Below are 15480 nucleotides of genomic sequence, written 5' to 3'. Positions count from 1 at the left end.
GGCGTCTACTAAGGACGCCTTTTTTATGAATGCAGTAAAAAATTACTCGTCTTCATATTCAATTTTACGACCATTGCTGGTACAGCCTAAGCAGCGAATAAAAGTGGCTTTAGCGGGTGTCATTACAAGCACTTCAGCCGCTTCGCCTGCATTACCGCCTAATAAACTAAATGGCAGTGTCGCAACCCAAATGACAGAACCAATTGCGGTAGCCACTAATGTCAAAGGACGCACAATTAAGCCGTCAAATGCCATAGCCGCTGCAGACGGTGTCTCGTCTATTTGTTGTGCTTGAGCGTGCATCGGGAGTGCAAACATGAGCATTGCAGCAAGAATCATGATGCCGTGTTTCAGTTGGCTAGTAAGGTTTAGCATTGTTATTGTCCTTGTACATGACACTTATTATTGAGCGAACTATATCAGCTTTTTCTGTGAGATGGCGAGCACATCATCATTTTTGACAATTGGCGCAATAAAATGTGCTCCTTTGCCCTTGTGTGATCTGTTTTATGGGGGCATCACATTGCGAACAAGGCGCATCTTTACGACCATAAACATGCAGTTGTTGGGCAAAGTAACCAGGTTTGCCGTCGCCGCCCACAAAATCTTTTAACGTGGTGCCGCCTTGAGCGATGGCTTTAGAGAGTACTTCTTTGATTTGTTGGGCAAATATCTCGTATTTTGCTTTGCTGATTTTACCGGCGGCTTTTGTCGGATTGATGCCACTTAAAAATAATGACTCGCTGGCGTAAATGTTGCCCACACCTACCACCGTTTTTTGATCCATGATGAACGTTTTAATGGCACTGGTGCGTTTACGGCTGCGATTAAACAAATACTCACCATTAAAGTCATCACTTAAGGGTTCAGGGCCGAGATGATCGAGCCATTTATTGTCATCACTATTTACGTCTTGCCAAAGACAAGCGCCGAAGCGTCTTGGGTCTGTGAAGCGTAGCAGTAATGCTTTAGAGAAAACCACATCAAAGTGTTCGTGTTTTAACGGCTCAGGCGGCTCGCCTTTTATCACTCGTAATGAGCCAGACATACCCAAATGAATAATGACCGTGCCTTTGACACGACTTTTACCAATGTCGATTAAAATGTATTTTGCGCGACGACGTACTGCCAGTACCGTTTGCCCTTTAATGAGCTTAGCTAGATCATCAGGAATTGGCCAGCGCAGTTGATGCTGACGCACCTGCAACTTAGCAATGGCTTTACCTTCGATATGGGGAGCAATGCCGCGGCACGTGGTTTCGACTTCAGGAAGTTCAGGCATTTTGAGGCTGTACGCTAGACAGAAAACGGAAGAGGCAGTTTAGCATAATGTTGAGATGTGAGATGTGAGATGTGAGATGTGAGATGTGAGATGTGAGATGTGAGATGTGAGATGTGAGATGTGAGATGTGAGATGTGAGATGTGAGATGTGAGATGTGAGATGTACTCTAAAGACTTGACTTGAAATAAGTATGGTCTCAAAAAAACGTCTAACGTCTAACGTCTAACGTCTAACGTCTAACGTCTAACGTCTAACGTCTAACGTCTAACGTCTAACGTCTAACGTCTAACGTCTAACGTCTAACGTCTAACGTCTAACGGCAGGCAGAAAAAAGCCCACTTAAAAGCGGGCTTTTTCTTATACAAACAATCAAAAATCAATTACTTGATTTTAGCTTCTTTGTACATAACGTGCTGACGGATCGTAGGATCGAATTTCTTCATTTCCAACTTGTCAGGCATGATGCGTTTGTTCTTAGTAGTGGTGTAGAAGTGACCAGTACCAGCAGAAGAAACCATACGGATTTTTTCACGAATTGCAGCCATGGTAGGACTCCTTAAACTTTCTCGCCGCGAGCACGTAGTTCAGCTAGAACTGTGTCGATGCCTTTTTTGTCGATGATACGCATTGCTTTAGTAGTAAGGCGTAGTTTTACAAAACGATTTTCGCTCTCAACCCAAAAACGGTGTGTTTGAAGGTTTGGAAGGAAGCGACGCTTAGTTTTGTTGTTAGCGTGCGATACATTGTTACCTGTTACAGGGCGTTTACCCGTAACTTGACAAACTTTAGCCATTGTTATGCCCCGATTTATCGAAATATGCGACTAATTAAAAAAATTCGTTCGGGGCTAGTGTTGACGCGCCTTCCAAGCCAATGACTTGTTGAAGGGGCTACCCCGTCTAAAAAGAGCTGCGTTTTATATCAAAAACTCCAAACAATAGCAAGGAGATTGAGTAAAAAGTGAACTTGGGGCGTGTGAATTTCGTTGAAATCCGGTCCCTGCCATGAATGGCTCTATACTCAATAGAAGACGTAGCGCGGCGGAGTATAACAGCCTGAATCTCTGGCGCTATTTGTCTTTGCTGTTTTGTCTAAAAAAACAGCGATTATTTTCAGTGACGCAGTCGATGTAGGTGGTTTTTGTATATGGCAGATTTAACCAAAGGCGCGAAGGGGTTTGATCAGAACCTCGCTACGGCAGTGGTTAAGCGTTTTCTGACCTACAACCAATATCGTTTAGAGCGTACCCAGTTGGCATTAACCGAGCGTCAGCGGGTATTACTCGACATCATTGGCCTGTTGTATCACGTGAATCACGAGAAGCTGCCTGGCTTTGTGGGGTATGAGTGCCCTTGTGGTGTTGCGCGCTACTCTCCGACTAAAGATACCCTGCGAGCCGCTGCTGGCTTGGCAATGGGTTTCCAGTACTCCCAGCGCCGCTCAGGCCAAACAACAATTAAGAGTATGTTTATCATGGGCAGCTGTGGTTCGCTTGGCCACAGCGGCGGCAGCGACTTGGATATCTGGTTATGTCATGAGCCCAGCATCGCGCAGGACGAGCTAGATTTGCTGCAAGAAAAGGCCAGCGCCATCGAGAAGTGGGCCGATAACATTGGTTTGGAAGTCCATTTTTTTTTAATGGATGCAGAAAAGTTCGTCAAAGGGGATCGTAATGACTTAGACGGTGAGGATTGCGGCAGTGCTCAGCATCACTTGTTGTTAGACGAATTTTACCGCACCAGTATTTTGCTTTGTGGGTGTTACCCCTTGTGGTGGCTGGTGCCAGTTGAGCATGAAAATAATTACGACGACTTTGTTTACCGCCTGCAAACACAAGGGTTTGTTCAGCCTGAAGAGGTGATTGATTTTGGTGGCATAGGAAGTATTCCCGCAGGGGAGTTTGTGGGAGCCGGCATGTGGCAGCTCTACAAAGCCATTGGTAGCCCGTACAAATCGATTCTTAAATTATTTTTAACCGAAGCTTACGCCAGTAGTTTATCCGGATGTGCGTGCGCTGAGTTTAGATTTAAAAGCGCGAATGTTTAAAGACGATACCAATCTTGAAAAGCTAGACCCTTATTTGCTGCTCTACGACCGTCTTGAAGCGTATTTGCTCGCCCGCGATGAAGTGGGCCGGTTGGAGCTTGTACGCCGATGTATCTATTTTAAAGCGAATATTGCAATGGGCCAGTCGGCACGGCGTCAGCACTGGAAACGCGATTTTTTAAAGCCCGTCATCACGGAATGGGGTTGGACAGAAGGTCTGTTATTGCACTTGGATAATCGTGCCCATTGGCAAGTTCATACTGTGGTGCAAGAGCGCAAAACCCTAGTGAATGAGCTGATTCATAGTTATAAATTTTTATCTCATTTTGGTCGCAGCTATCAACAAGACACCATGCTGACCGCAAAAGATATGACGTTATTGGGGCATAAGCTGTATGCCACGTTTGACCGCAAGCCGGGCAAAATTGATTTAATCAACCCAGGGATCAGTAAAGATATTCAAGAAGATAAACTCAGCTTGCATTTGAACCGGCAGAATATTCGCCAGCGTATTCCGCAAATGGCTTGGAGTTTATACACAGGGATTGCGCGTCCGGGCGGTGCGCAGAATGCCATCAAAAAATCATCCAGTTTGATCGAACTTTTGGCGTGGAGCCATGTTAATCAAGTGATGGCAAAAGGCACGAATGTGGTCATGTATCAGGGCCGCCAGCATGGTCAAGATTATGAGCTTAAAGAGATTATCAACAGTTTTCATCAGACCCCATTAACCGAGCACATTGAGGTTAACTTTGATGAGCCGCCAGTACCGCGGCACGTCAGCTTATATATTAATGTATTCGTGGACCCAATGAGTCATTACACGCGGCGTGGCATTCATAAAATATCCAATCGCACGGACTCATTAGGTTACAGTGCGCTGAAAGAAAATTTAGTACTGACCATTGACCAGATGGTCTTTAACAGTTGGCGCGAAGTATTGGTGAACCGTTATGAAGGCCAAAACGCGTTATTACGAGTCATCGAAGATTACCTAATGTCTTACCCGCCAAACTGTACTCAAGCACCGCCACAACTGAAGGTTTATTGCTATTGTGCGACCCGCCCAAAGGCCATTGCTGAGCGCGTTGAAAAGGTTATGAGCGAGGTGCGCGATTGTTTTTATGGGGCAAAAGCCAATCAAAGGCGCCGATATATTTTACAAATATCCAGCGTTTATCATTTGATTCAATTTAGTGATGGTCGCCCTGTTATTTATCATTACGATAAGCCATTGCAGTTGTTTAAACAGCTATCAAAGCCTCAAAGTGTTTACAGTCAAATTATGCTCGATAGCCATGCATTACGTGGCTCGGTTATTAAAATGATTTGTGAGAGTGGCCGCCCTGATGCCCTGCAAGTGTATTACTTAAAGCAAGAAAAACAGGCGCAAATATATGTGATTGATGAGCGCGGTTCCTTGATTCAATGGCGCACTCCCATATACAACGAAGCCGCTTTAATAAACCCATTAAACCATTTTTTACGCCAAGTTGAGTATCGCCAGAACCGTTATCGTTATGGCGAAAATGAAACCGTGCAGCAACGGCAAATCGAATACTTTGAAATCATGTTACCCACCAAAGAAACCCCGCTGACCATGCGACCCATTCGCCCAAAAGAGGGTCTGGGACAAGGGCGTTATTTTGATGTGCATGCTCAGGTGGATTTTGACGCCAACGATAAAATCGGTTTTATCTTGCAGTGTGATCAAGATGATTTCAGTCAAATGGAATACGGCGACCAAGTCTATAAAGCGTTGGTGCGGCATCTTGTGAATCTACGCCAACACAATAAACCTTACCCTGTGTATATCACGGATATTGCGATTTCCGACCGCCTACACACCCGCAACGGTAACAAGGTGCTGCAAACTTGCAGTTACCTCGATTATAAGTACAAACTAGAACAGCGCCTTAATCAGGCTCTTATTGAGCTTTATCCACAGGACAATAATGCCAATTCCTAGCGTGTTTCCTGCGCTGTGGCCTATCCAGCTTGCCGCTAAACCCCTATAATCGACGCCTTTATTTTAATGAGCCATCGACATGCGCTATTTGATGATACTCGCTGTGCTAACCCTTTGCGGTTGCGGGCAAAAAGGGGACTTGTATTTACCACAAGATACGTCTCAATCAGACGCCGCCATGTCCACTACACAAGGCCAGCCGAGAGGCTAAGAATTGTTATGACTGATATTTTTGATTATCAAAACGGCGAGCTATTTGCCGAAAACTGCGCCGTGAGTGACTTAGCCGATAAGTTTGGCACGCCGTTATATGTGTATTCTCGTAAAGCGTTTAGTCAACATTACCTAGCCTACGCTGAGGCATTAAAGGGTCAAGACGCATTGGTGTGCTATGCCGTCAAAGCTAATTCTAATATTGCAGTGTTGAATGTGCTGGCAAAACTGGGCGCAGGTTTTGACATTGTGTCGGTTGGCGAATTAGAGCGTGTGCTTAAAGCAGGTGGCTCACCGGATAAAATGGTGTTTTCAGGCGTGGCAAAAACCGCTGATGAAATGCGCCGAGCATTAGCAGTCGGTGTGCATTGCTTCAACGTAGAAAGCGCGGCGGAACTTGAGCGCTTAAACGACGTGGCTGTTGAGATGGGCGTAAAAGCCCCCGTGTCTTTACGTGTAAACCCAGATGTTGACGCGCAAACGCATCCGTATATATCAACTGGCCTAAAAGAAAACAAATTTGGTGTGGATATCGATACCGCCAAGGATGTGTATGCCCGCGCTAATGAATTAGAAGGCATTACAATCAAAGGGGTGGATTGCCACATTGGTTCACAGCTGACACAAATCGACCCTTACCTCGATGCGCTTGATCGCTTACTTGCATTGATTGATGAATTAAAAGCGCAAGGGATTGAACTTGAGCACATCGATCTAGGGGGTGGCTTAGGCGTGACATACGACGACGAAGTGCCGCCAACACCACAAGATTTTGCCGATGTTGTATTGCCAAAACTAGCGGGTCGTAATTTAAAATTGGTATTAGAGCCTGGTCGTTCTATTGCGGCTAACGCAGGTATTTTTGTCACACAAGTTGAATACCTTAAAAATAATGGTGATAAGCACTTTGCCATTATTGATGGCGGCATGAATGACTTAATTCGCCCGTCTTTGTACAGCGCTTGGCAGCGTATCGTCGAAGTACAGCCTCGCAGTAATACACCAAAGCAATCTTATGATGTGGTTGGACCTGTGTGCGAAACCGGTGACTTTTTAGGTAAAGACCGTGAACTCGCATTACAGTCAGGGGATTTATTAGCGGTTATGAGTTCAGGTGCTTATGGTTTTGCCATGGCGTCTAACTACAATACGCGTAACAAACCGGCTGAAGTGATGGTGGATGGCGAAAATGCGCATTTAATTCGTCGTCGCGAAACGATTTCGGATCAGTTAATGTTAGAGACATTGATTTCAGAATAAGGCACACGGCAATGTTATTACGCTTTAGCAAAATGCACGGCCTAGGCAACGACTTTATGGTGGTGGATTTAGTCACTCAACATTTTGCGTTTCGCCCAGAATTGGTTCGTCAGTTAAGTGATCGTCAATTTGGTATTGGTTTTGATCAACTATTAATTGTCGAAACACCGTCAAACCCAGAGGTGGATTTTCGCTATCGTATATTCAATGCCGATGGCAGTGAAGTTGAACAATGTGGCAACGGCGCACGTTGTTTTGCTCGCTTTGTTCATGACGCGCGTTTAACGGCTAAGAACCCGATTAAAGTTGAAACCAGCTCAGGCATCATCGAATTAAATATCGAAAACGATGGCGACGTTGTGGTGAATATGGGGCATGCACGTTTTGACCCGACCAAGTTGCCATTTGATGTGTCGGCGCAACAAGATCAATACACGTTAGATTTACCGCTTAACGAAGGTAACTTACAAGTGACAGTGGGAGCCGTGTCTATGGGCAACCCACATTGCGTGATGCAGGTTGACGATGTGCATAGCGACATCGTTAACCAGCTTGGCCCTGAACTTGAAAAACATGCCCAGTTTAGCAAGCGTGTTAACGCTGGTTTTATGCAAATTAAAGATCGTGGTGAAATGGATTTGCGGGTTTATGAACGTGGTGCCGGCTGGACATTAGCCTGCGGCACAGGCGCATGCGCCGCTATGGTAATCGCACATAAATGGGGCTTAGTGGATAACGAAGTCCAAGTAAACTTACCCGGCGGCTCTCTCACCATTTGCTGGGACGGCGAAGGTGATGTGATTATGAAAGGGCCGGCCGAGCGTGTTTTTGAAGGCCGTATTCAAGTTTGACCCACAGCGTTAACGTGAGTTTTAATGTTAGGTAGGTCAGGCATCGCCTGACGCAGATCGTTGATGGTGGACAATGCCCACCCTACAAAATTGAGTTTATAGCTAAAAGAAAAGGTATGACGAGAATGCGTTAGCGCCCTCGTTTTATACTTGATGTGAAAGCGTTAAAAGAAAGCGGAAATTAAAAACCGTTATGAAAACGTTAGGTAGGTCAGGCATCGCCTGACGCAGATTGTTGATGGTGGGCAATGCCTACCCTACAAAATTGAGTTTGTGGCTAAAAGAAACGGTATGACGAGGATGGGTTAGCGCTCCTTGTTTTATACTTGACTTGAAAGCGTTGAAAGAAAACGGAAATTAAAAAACGTTATGGAAAAAAAGAAGCAGGATAAAAGCTCACTTAACGAGCGCGAAGTGGCGGCATTTTTAAAGCAGCGTCCTGATTTTTTTCGTCACTATCCTGAGATCGTCGCTCAGCTTGATGTGCCCCATGAAACCGGCGCATCGGTTTCGTTAGTTGAGTATCAAAGTAAAATTCTGCGTGAAAAAAATAACGAACTGCATGACCGCTTACAACAGCTGGTGGATAATGCCCGTCGTAATGATCGTTTATTTGAGCAAACACGCCGCTTAACATTGGATTTGCTCGATGCGCAATCTATTGAAGAAGTAGAGCAATCACTGCAGCAAGCCATGATAGCTTTGTATGGCGTTGATCATGCGTGCATCACATTATTTGTACCCGCTATGACCATGCAATCCGTCACCGAAGTTGAAATGCAAGATCAATTGGTGCGTCACTTTGGTCGTAAGCAAGCATTTTGTGGCCAGTTAAGTGATGATCAAATGGAATTGTTTTTTCATGATACATCTAGGGTTGGCTCTATGGCGGCGTGCTTACTTAAAAATGATTTGGGTATTTTATCGATTGGTCATAAAGATGATGACTATTTCAAAAGTAATATGGATACCTTATTTCTAGATTACTTAAGTGAGATTATCAGTCGCCGTTTGGATATTTTACTTTAGTATGTCGGATGTTGTTATTCCCTCAAGTGTTAAGGTGATCAGTTTTGATTTGGATGATACCTTATGGAGCGGACATTCTGTGATCTTGCAGGCCGAACAGGCCATGTTAAAATGGATGCAAGATAATACGCCCAATGTGTTAGCCAATCTCTCCCAGTTGCAGTTACGTGACAAAAAAATACAGTTTATAAAATCGAATCCGCATTTAACCAATAAAATCAGTTTTGCTCGCCAACAGTTTTTGCAGCAATTGTTTTCTGAATTTGGTTACAGTCATGCCGAGCAACTATCAGCGGATTGCTTTGATGCTTTTTATACTGCTCGTCAAAACGTTATCTTGTTTGATGATGTACTCACAACCTTAGATGAACTGAAATCTCACTATCAATTAATTGCTATTACCAATGGCAATGCCGATATTGAAAAAACAGGTTTAGGCCACGCGTTTGATTTTTGCTTGCAAGCGGAATCATTCGAACGCCCCAAGCCCCATGCTGATATTTTTGAGCACGCACTTGAGCGTTTAGGTTGCGATGCTAGTGTTGTATTGCATGTGGGAGATCACCCAGTACATGACATGCTGGGAGCACATGAAATGGGTATGAAAACCGCGTGGCTCAAAGACGGGTCTCGCGAATGGCAGCAAGACTTTGCGCCTCACCTTACGATTAGACACATTCGAGAATTAACCTAAACGCGCAACACCTATTTAATAGGGTATTGTGCGCGCCAATTTTTAACATAGAAGTATACGTTTTATGAAACACGCATTTTTAGCGAGTAGTTTACTTGCTGTCTCACTTTCCAGTATTGCGATGGAAAACACCCCTGTATCAATGCCGCAAGAGACCCATGGTTCGAGCCATCATAGTTGGGGCTTCTCTTTACAAACCATGTCTATTGATGAAAAAGTTGCAGCGAGTAACTTGATTGACGATAGCATGCAAAGTGTGAATGTTTATTGGCAAGGAAAGAAATCGAACCTCTTAGTGGCGGCTGGTATTGGCTTGCTCATGATGGACGATAATGGCTCATACGATGTTGATGTCATGACCTATAATGGCAGACGTGACTCCAGAGAAGCAGAAGCAGGCGGTATCAGCTTTTTTATTGAAGGCGGATATCGACATGCCATCGAAAAACTAAATGTTGATGTGCTAGTCGGGATGGAGCAAATACGCGCAGATCGTTCAGTTGATAATTGCAGTAACTGCCCTGACGAAGATATTGATATTGATGCCGGTTTGTACTTTAAACCTCGTATTGGTTACCAGTTTACGGACATGTTCTGGATGGACTTGAGCTATTCTTCTTATGTAAATGGCGATATTAGCAATAATATTGGTTTAGCATTTACGTTTAAAACCCAATAAAACCTTAATATCGATGAGCAAAGTCGGCCATTAATGATTCAGGCTTTGCTGATAATTTTTCAGCGACGGGGACTGACGGACTGAACGCTGTTGTTTGAGGCTGGGTGCTGTGATGGCACCCAAGCAAACAGAGTGTTAGCACGCTAAACATGAGCATTTTCATCTTTACTGTTCTCATGAGGTTATTTAGTTAATTTAATCCACTTTGGTTAAATTAACAGGGTGAGTGTTTAGGCGTGCGTACTGGTTCTCAAACGTATTTTTTTTAGAAACCTCTAGCGTTTAAAAGCAGTATTGATAGTAACGTTTGCTATTAAAAACGCAGTTTAGTGCCTGGCTTATGATTTTAACCACTGCCATAATTGCCCAATGTATTCATAAAACGATCGCTCTGTCTTTAATAACCCCGCTGCATTGAATCGCCAGTTTTGACTCTTTGCTTGTTTCGCTAAATAAAAAGTGGGGGCAGGTATCGCGTTAATATTTTGATTATAAAAGAATTGAATTGCGCGGGGCATGTGACTGGCACTGGTTGCTACGGCTATGGTTTGACTGCCGACAATTTTTTTAACCGCTTGTGCTTCTTCTTCTGTGTCTTTTGGCCAATCAATCGCTATGATGCGCTCACTGTCGATACCTAGATTGACGGCCACTTCTTTATAAACTTGCGCGCTGCTTTTTGAATTTTTCCCTGCATAGCCGGTAACAATTAATTGTGCATTGGGATTGGCGTTCAATACCCGTAAGCCTTCAAGTAAACGAGCGGTAGCAGAGCTTGAAAGATGGCTACTTAGCGGAATACTCGGGTCACTAATAACTTCATTGCCCAGCACCACCACATAATCCACCGTTTGTGTCATATCGAAAGGCGTGTTGGTTTGCTCGATGCTGCGCAGCAGTGGTGTTGAAAGTGGATGCCAACTAAAACCAATTAAAAGAATCAAAGAAATACTGGCGAGAATTCTTCCTATACGTGCTTGAGGGTTTTTCCATAAGCAAAAAACCGAAGCACATAATAACAAAACCACAATACTTAAAGGCATCAACCAAAAAGCAATGGTCTTTTTTATGACAAATCCAAGTTCTAGCATACTAAAAATTTCTTATGGTTATTATTAAGTAGCAAGCAAGCATGCTTGCAAAATACTATTGTACAAGTGCTTGCCCAACCGCCCGTTTATCAGCAGCAGTAGTTACTTCTTGGGTTTTACGGTTTAGTAATATCGCTTGCATGTTACCGTATTTTCGACCCACACTTTTTAATTTATGCCCTTTGGCTATGAGTGCTTTTTTTACATCATCAGACAGTGCATCGGGTTCATGCTGAATGACATCCGGTAAATATTGATGATGAAAACGTTTTTTATCGACCCAGTTTTCAACAGGTTGGTTTTGTAAATGTTCTAACATGCCAAGAAATACCATGGTGATAATTCGACTGCCACCAGGTGTACCTAAAATAGCAACATGGCTGTCACTTTCGACAAAGCTTGGCGTCATGCTAGACAGAGGACGTTTTTCTGGGGCAATGGCATTGGCTTCGTTGCCGACTAAGCCATAGGCGTTGGGTGTACCGGGTTTGGATGAAAAATCATCCATTTCATTATTGAGTAATACACCAGTGCCGTCTGCTAAATAGGCGCTGCCAAACGGCAAGTTAATGCTTAATGTTGCACTGACACGGTTGCCGTTTTTATCCAGCACACTTAAGTGGGTGGTATGAAAACCTTCAAAAATTTGAACTTGGCTGCCCAGTGTTTTGCTATCTGTGGCTTTATCCATATCAACGGTTTGCGCTAATAGGGCGTTATAGTTTTTATTAAGCAGCTTGTCTTGTGGCACATTGACGAAATCGGGGTCACCCAAATAATGTGCTCGATCAAAATAGGCACGGCGCATGACTTCACTTAATAAATGAATTTGATCCGCGTCATTTAGTGTTTTCCAATTTAATTCAGGTTGTAAGCTTTCTAACATGTTAAGCATTTGTGCGATGGCAATGCCGCCAGAGCTTGGTGGTGGCGCGCTGATAATGGTATGACGTTGGTACTGGCTGGTAATGGGTTCTCGTTCGATTATTTGGTATTTTTCTAAGTCAGAAAGTTGCCAGATACCGCCGTCTTTTTGTACTTGTTTAACTAACTGCTGGGCAACATTACCTTTATAAAAACCATCAAAGCCATTATCGGCAAGCGCTTGTAACGTATTAGCAAGATCGGGCTGTTTAATCATGAAACCAGCTTGTGGTACTTGACCTTTATCTAAGAAAATTTTTGCGGCGCTTGGATATTGGTTGAGTGCGCCTTTGCGGTAGTTGGCGAGTTTTGCGTAATGATGGTCAGTGGTAAAACCTTGGTTTGCGATTTTTATGGCGTCGCGCAGTGTATGGTTCAATGGCAGCTGGCCGTATTTTTCGGCTAGGTGTGCAAACGCGGCCGCTTGCCCAGGAATGCCCGCCGCCATTGGGCCGTTAACGGACAGCTTAGGGATGATATTACCTTGTTCATCTAAGTACATGTCGCGGTGTGCGCTAAGCGGGGCTTTTTCGCGGGCGTCTACAAAAATATTTTTTTGTGATTTGGCGTCGTGCAGTAACCAAAAACCTCCACCGCCCATGCCTGCGCTGTAAGGTTCAACGACTGCAAGCACGGCTGCGGTAGCTACCGCTGCATCAAATGCATTACCGCCAGCATTTAAAACATCCATACCGGCTTGTGTCGCAAGTGGGTGGGCCGATGCCACTGCGCCTTTATGTGTTGGCTCGGTTGCTGAATTATGACTACTGCAACCAATGATGCTTAATAAACAACTGAGTAGTAATAAACGAAATGCGAATACCGTTTTCATGAGACACCCCAAAATAATTTAGCTGTTATCTAAGCATAATAAATAGGGCGCGTCAGGTAATGAGTGGTGTGGAATAGTGATTCTTAATTTAAAGCAGGTATAAAAAACCCGCTGGTGATAATGGCAGCGGTTTCATTGAATGGTTTTACGATTTAAGTCGTTAGCTTTTCGTATTTATCCATGAGTTCTTCTTGGGTCTCTTCGTTGTCTGGGTCCAGTGGGATACAGTCAACAGGGCACACTAATTGGCACTGAGGCTCGTCGTAGTGACCTACGCACTCTGTGCATTTTGTAGGGTCGATAACATAAATTTCATCCCCTTCACTGATGGCCTCGTTAGGGCATTCAGGTTCGCAAACATCACAGTTAATGCAATCGTCGGTAATGATTAAGGCCATATTTTACTCCTAGAATCTGAGACTCTAAATAACAGCTTAATGCTAAATGCCAAATTTCTCTAGCAGATGCTTTTCTACTACAGGGTGGACAAATTTCTTCACGTCGCCATTTAAGCGGGCAATTTCACGAATCAAAGTAGAGCTAATATAAGAATGGCGCTCATCAGGGGTTAAGAACACGGTTTCAACATCCGGCGCTAAGGCACGGTTCATGTTGGCTAGCTGGAATTCGTATTCAAAATCCGATACGGCACGCAGGCCTCGTAATAAAACTTGCGCGTTTTGCTCTTTTACAAAGTGAGCCAGCAATGTGTTGAAACCAACCACTTCTACGTTTTTCACGTGGCTGAGTACTTCGCGTGCTAGATCGCAGCGTAGCTCAAGGTCAAACAATGGCTTTTTGTTTGGGCTCTCGGCAACAGCAACCACTATTTGATCGAACATACGCGCAGCGCGTTCGATAAGGTCGGTATGACCATTTGTAATAGGGTCAAATGTTCCGGGATAGATCACTTTAATCATGAAATCTGCCTTGGGGCGGGATGCTAGTGCGGCATGTTAATCAATTTAGCCACGGCACTCAACAAAAGTGAGCGCCGTGACACATTTTAGCCTTGTTTGATGATAGCGGCCAATTGACTTGATTGCTTAAGGGCGAGGCCATAAATAGACAACTGCGGGTTGGCACCAATGCTGGTGGGGAACACGGAGCCGTCGATTACGTAAAGGTTGTCAGCATGGTGAAAGCGGCCTTGGCTGTTGACGACTGATTCGCTCATATCTTCACCCATTGTGCAGCCGCCCATAAGGTGAGCTGTCATGAGGCGCTGACGATGCAGCTCCCGTGGCAGCGAATCAATGGCGGTTTTACAGGCGTTTAATGATTGATAAAACGTGGCGTCATGGTGCAATGGCATCACACTTTTGGCCCCTGCGGCAAATTGCACTTCGGCCATAGCATGGTGCGCTTTGCGTAAGCCCTGCCAGATGTAATCGGTGAGAGGGTAATCCAACACGGGTTTGCCGCCGCCGTCTAACTCTACGGTGCCGCCTTGGCTTTGCTCATGAAAGCCGTCTCGTAAAAGGGCAATGGTGCCTTGTAAATTAGGCAGTTGTTCCATGGTATTTGTGAGCTGTAAGCCATGAAACCCCACGATCTGCGCACCCATTGTGGGCTGCATGGGGGGGACTTCTAGTTTAAAGCCGATACCGCCATCGGTATTCCATTGGAATTGATCCGAGTAAATACTTTGCGGCGCACCATGAAAGGCGTTCACCACTGAATCCATTTTCGCAAGGTTAGCATTAACCGGGTGAATGGTGGTGCGTTTACCAATGCGATTGTGGGGGTCAGGAGCGTTAGATCGCAACAATAAACCTGGGTTATTAATGGCGCCGCCCGCTAAGACAATATGTGGCGCTTTAAAGCTTAGGCGCGCCCCTGTTGGGGTTTTGCCATCAGGGCCGAGCGCTAAGCATTCAACGGATTCGGCTTTATGTTCTGAAAATAGAATGCGGTCAGCGCTGCAGCGATAAAACAGCTTGGCGCGGTTTTTAAGGGCCTCTGGGACGGTAGTGACCAGCATGCTTTGTTTGGCGTTGGTTGGGCAGCCTGTGCCGCAATAGCCTAAATCCCAACAACCTGTCACGTTACGTGGGATCACTGCCCAGCTCCAGTCTTTGGCCTCACACCCTCGTTTTAATATATCGTTGTTTGCATTGGGTGGCATGGCCCATTTAGCGACATTTAAGCGTTTTTCCATTTGCTCAAAATAGGGCGTCATGGCTTCAGGTGTTAAGCCTTTTACACCATGATGTTGTTGCCAGTGGGTTAGGGTGTCGTTGGGTGTGCGAAAGCTCGATGTCCAATTGACAACCGTAGTGCCCCCAACGGCGCGCCCTTGAAAAATACTAATGGCGCCATCTTTAGTGGTACGCCCCGCGCCTTCTTGGTATAGGTCACCATAGGCTTGGAGTTCATCCATGTTGAAACTGTCAGATGTAAACAGGCCGCCCTCTTCAATCATCACCACATTTAAGCCCGCTTGGCTTAATACTTCGGCGCTTACTCCACCGCCTGCGCCCGTACCAATAATGATAACGTCCGCTTCGATGGTTTGGTGTGCTTGTAGTTTGCCAGCGTCGATAATGTCCCAGTTTTCACTCTGGGCGCGCTGCTTAAAAATATCAGGAATGGCCATTTTAATTCTT

The 15480-nt window shown here is 44.9% G+C and carries 17 protein-coding genes; 8 read left to right on the top strand and 9 right to left on the bottom strand.

Annotated elements, in window-relative coordinates; translation table 11 throughout:
- Positions 1-42: 42 nt before the first annotated feature.
- From ACU6U9_RS06035 to rpmB, 4 genes are all read right to left on the bottom strand, one after another.
- Entirely contained in the window at positions 43-375 is a 333-nt protein-coding gene (locus tag ACU6U9_RS06035) for a hypothetical protein (protein ID WP_446734154.1), read from the bottom strand.
- Positions 376-451: 76 nt separating this feature from the next.
- Complete coding sequence (gene mutM, locus ACU6U9_RS06030) at positions 452-1282, bottom strand: bifunctional DNA-formamidopyrimidine glycosylase/DNA-(apurinic or apyrimidinic site) lyase (protein ID WP_446734153.1); 831 nt, start codon at positions 1280-1282, stop codon at positions 452-454.
- 381 nt (positions 1283-1663) lie between these two features.
- Positions 1664-1819 carry a 50S ribosomal protein L33 gene (gene rpmG / locus ACU6U9_RS06025; RefSeq protein ID WP_349632031.1) on the bottom strand — a complete coding sequence of 52 codons (156 nt, stop codon included), beginning with the start codon at positions 1817-1819 and terminating at the stop codon, positions 1664-1666.
- A 20-nt stretch (positions 1820-1839) separates the two neighbouring features.
- Positions 1840-2076, bottom strand: coding sequence for a 50S ribosomal protein L28 (gene rpmB, locus ACU6U9_RS06020; protein ID WP_283788708.1), 237 nt, complete (start codon positions 2074-2076; stop codon positions 1840-1842).
- Between the two features lie 353 nt (positions 2077-2429).
- On the opposite strand from rpmB, the gene ACU6U9_RS06015 reads away from it, so the two are divergent.
- The 8 genes from ACU6U9_RS06015 (at position 2430) to ACU6U9_RS05980 (ending at position 10024) form a co-directional block, all read left to right on the top strand.
- A complete protein-coding gene (locus ACU6U9_RS06015; protein WP_446734152.1) occupies positions 2430-3329 on the top strand; it encodes a class I adenylate cyclase in 900 nt (299 codons plus the stop codon).
- Positions 3322-5298, top strand: coding sequence for a class I adenylate cyclase (locus tag ACU6U9_RS06010; RefSeq protein ID WP_446734151.1), 1977 nt, complete (start codon positions 3322-3324; stop codon positions 5296-5298). The genes ACU6U9_RS06015 and ACU6U9_RS06010 overlap by 8 nt, the downstream gene beginning before the upstream one ends.
- A 79-nt stretch (positions 5299-5377) precedes the next feature.
- Complete coding sequence (gene lptM / locus ACU6U9_RS06005; protein WP_446734150.1) at positions 5378-5509, top strand: LPS translocon maturation chaperone LptM; 132 nt, start codon at positions 5378-5380, stop codon at positions 5507-5509.
- Between the two features lie 8 nt (positions 5510-5517).
- Entirely contained in the window at positions 5518-6771 is a 1254-nt protein-coding gene (gene lysA, locus ACU6U9_RS06000; protein ID WP_446734149.1) for a diaminopimelate decarboxylase, read from the top strand.
- An 11-nt stretch (positions 6772-6782) separates the two neighbouring features.
- Positions 6783-7622: a diaminopimelate epimerase gene (dapF, locus tag ACU6U9_RS05995; RefSeq protein WP_446734148.1), complete on the top strand. Its 840-nt coding sequence runs from the start codon at positions 6783-6785 to the stop codon at positions 7620-7622.
- A gap of 369 nt (positions 7623-7991) precedes the next feature.
- Positions 7992-8651 (top strand): DUF484 family protein, encoded by a 660-nt coding sequence (locus tag ACU6U9_RS05990; protein ID WP_446734147.1) that lies wholly within the window; start codon positions 7992-7994, stop codon positions 8649-8651.
- Position 8652: 1 nt separating this feature from the next.
- On the top strand, positions 8653-9345 hold the full coding sequence (locus ACU6U9_RS05985) for an HAD family hydrolase (protein ID WP_446734146.1): 693 nt from the start codon (positions 8653-8655) through the stop codon (positions 9343-9345).
- A gap of 64 nt (positions 9346-9409) precedes the next feature.
- Complete coding sequence (locus ACU6U9_RS05980) at positions 9410-10024, top strand: hypothetical protein (RefSeq protein ID WP_446734145.1); 615 nt, start codon at positions 9410-9412, stop codon at positions 10022-10024.
- A gap of 338 nt (positions 10025-10362) precedes the next feature.
- Here ACU6U9_RS05980 and elyC read toward each other — a convergent pair whose 3' ends face one another.
- The 5 genes from elyC to ACU6U9_RS05955 all read right to left on the bottom strand — a co-directional run bounded on the left by elyC (position 10363) and on the right by ACU6U9_RS05955 (position 15470).
- Positions 10363-11115: an envelope biogenesis factor ElyC gene (elyC, locus tag ACU6U9_RS05975; protein ID WP_446734144.1), complete on the bottom strand. Its 753-nt coding sequence runs from the start codon at positions 11113-11115 to the stop codon at positions 10363-10365.
- A gap of 55 nt (positions 11116-11170) precedes the next feature.
- A complete protein-coding gene (ggt, locus tag ACU6U9_RS05970) occupies positions 11171-12871 on the bottom strand; it encodes a gamma-glutamyltransferase (protein WP_446734143.1) in 1701 nt (566 codons plus the stop codon).
- Positions 12872-13023: 152 nt separating this feature from the next.
- A complete protein-coding gene (locus ACU6U9_RS05965; RefSeq protein ID WP_446734142.1) occupies positions 13024-13269 on the bottom strand; it encodes a YfhL family 4Fe-4S dicluster ferredoxin in 246 nt (81 codons plus the stop codon).
- A gap of 42 nt (positions 13270-13311) precedes the next feature.
- Positions 13312-13791 (bottom strand): pantetheine-phosphate adenylyltransferase, encoded by a 480-nt coding sequence (gene coaD, locus ACU6U9_RS05960; protein ID WP_446734141.1) that lies wholly within the window; start codon positions 13789-13791, stop codon positions 13312-13314.
- Positions 13792-13877: 86 nt separating this feature from the next.
- Positions 13878-15470: a GMC family oxidoreductase N-terminal domain-containing protein gene (locus ACU6U9_RS05955; RefSeq protein ID WP_446734140.1), complete on the bottom strand. Its 1593-nt coding sequence runs from the start codon at positions 15468-15470 to the stop codon at positions 13878-13880.
- Positions 15471-15480: the final 10 nt, after the last annotated feature.

It is taken from the genome of Pseudomonas sp. HK3, from assembly GCF_052920985.1.
The sequence above is the reverse complement of the archived record's forward strand: the minus strand, read 5'-3'. Positions and strand labels throughout refer to the sequence as shown.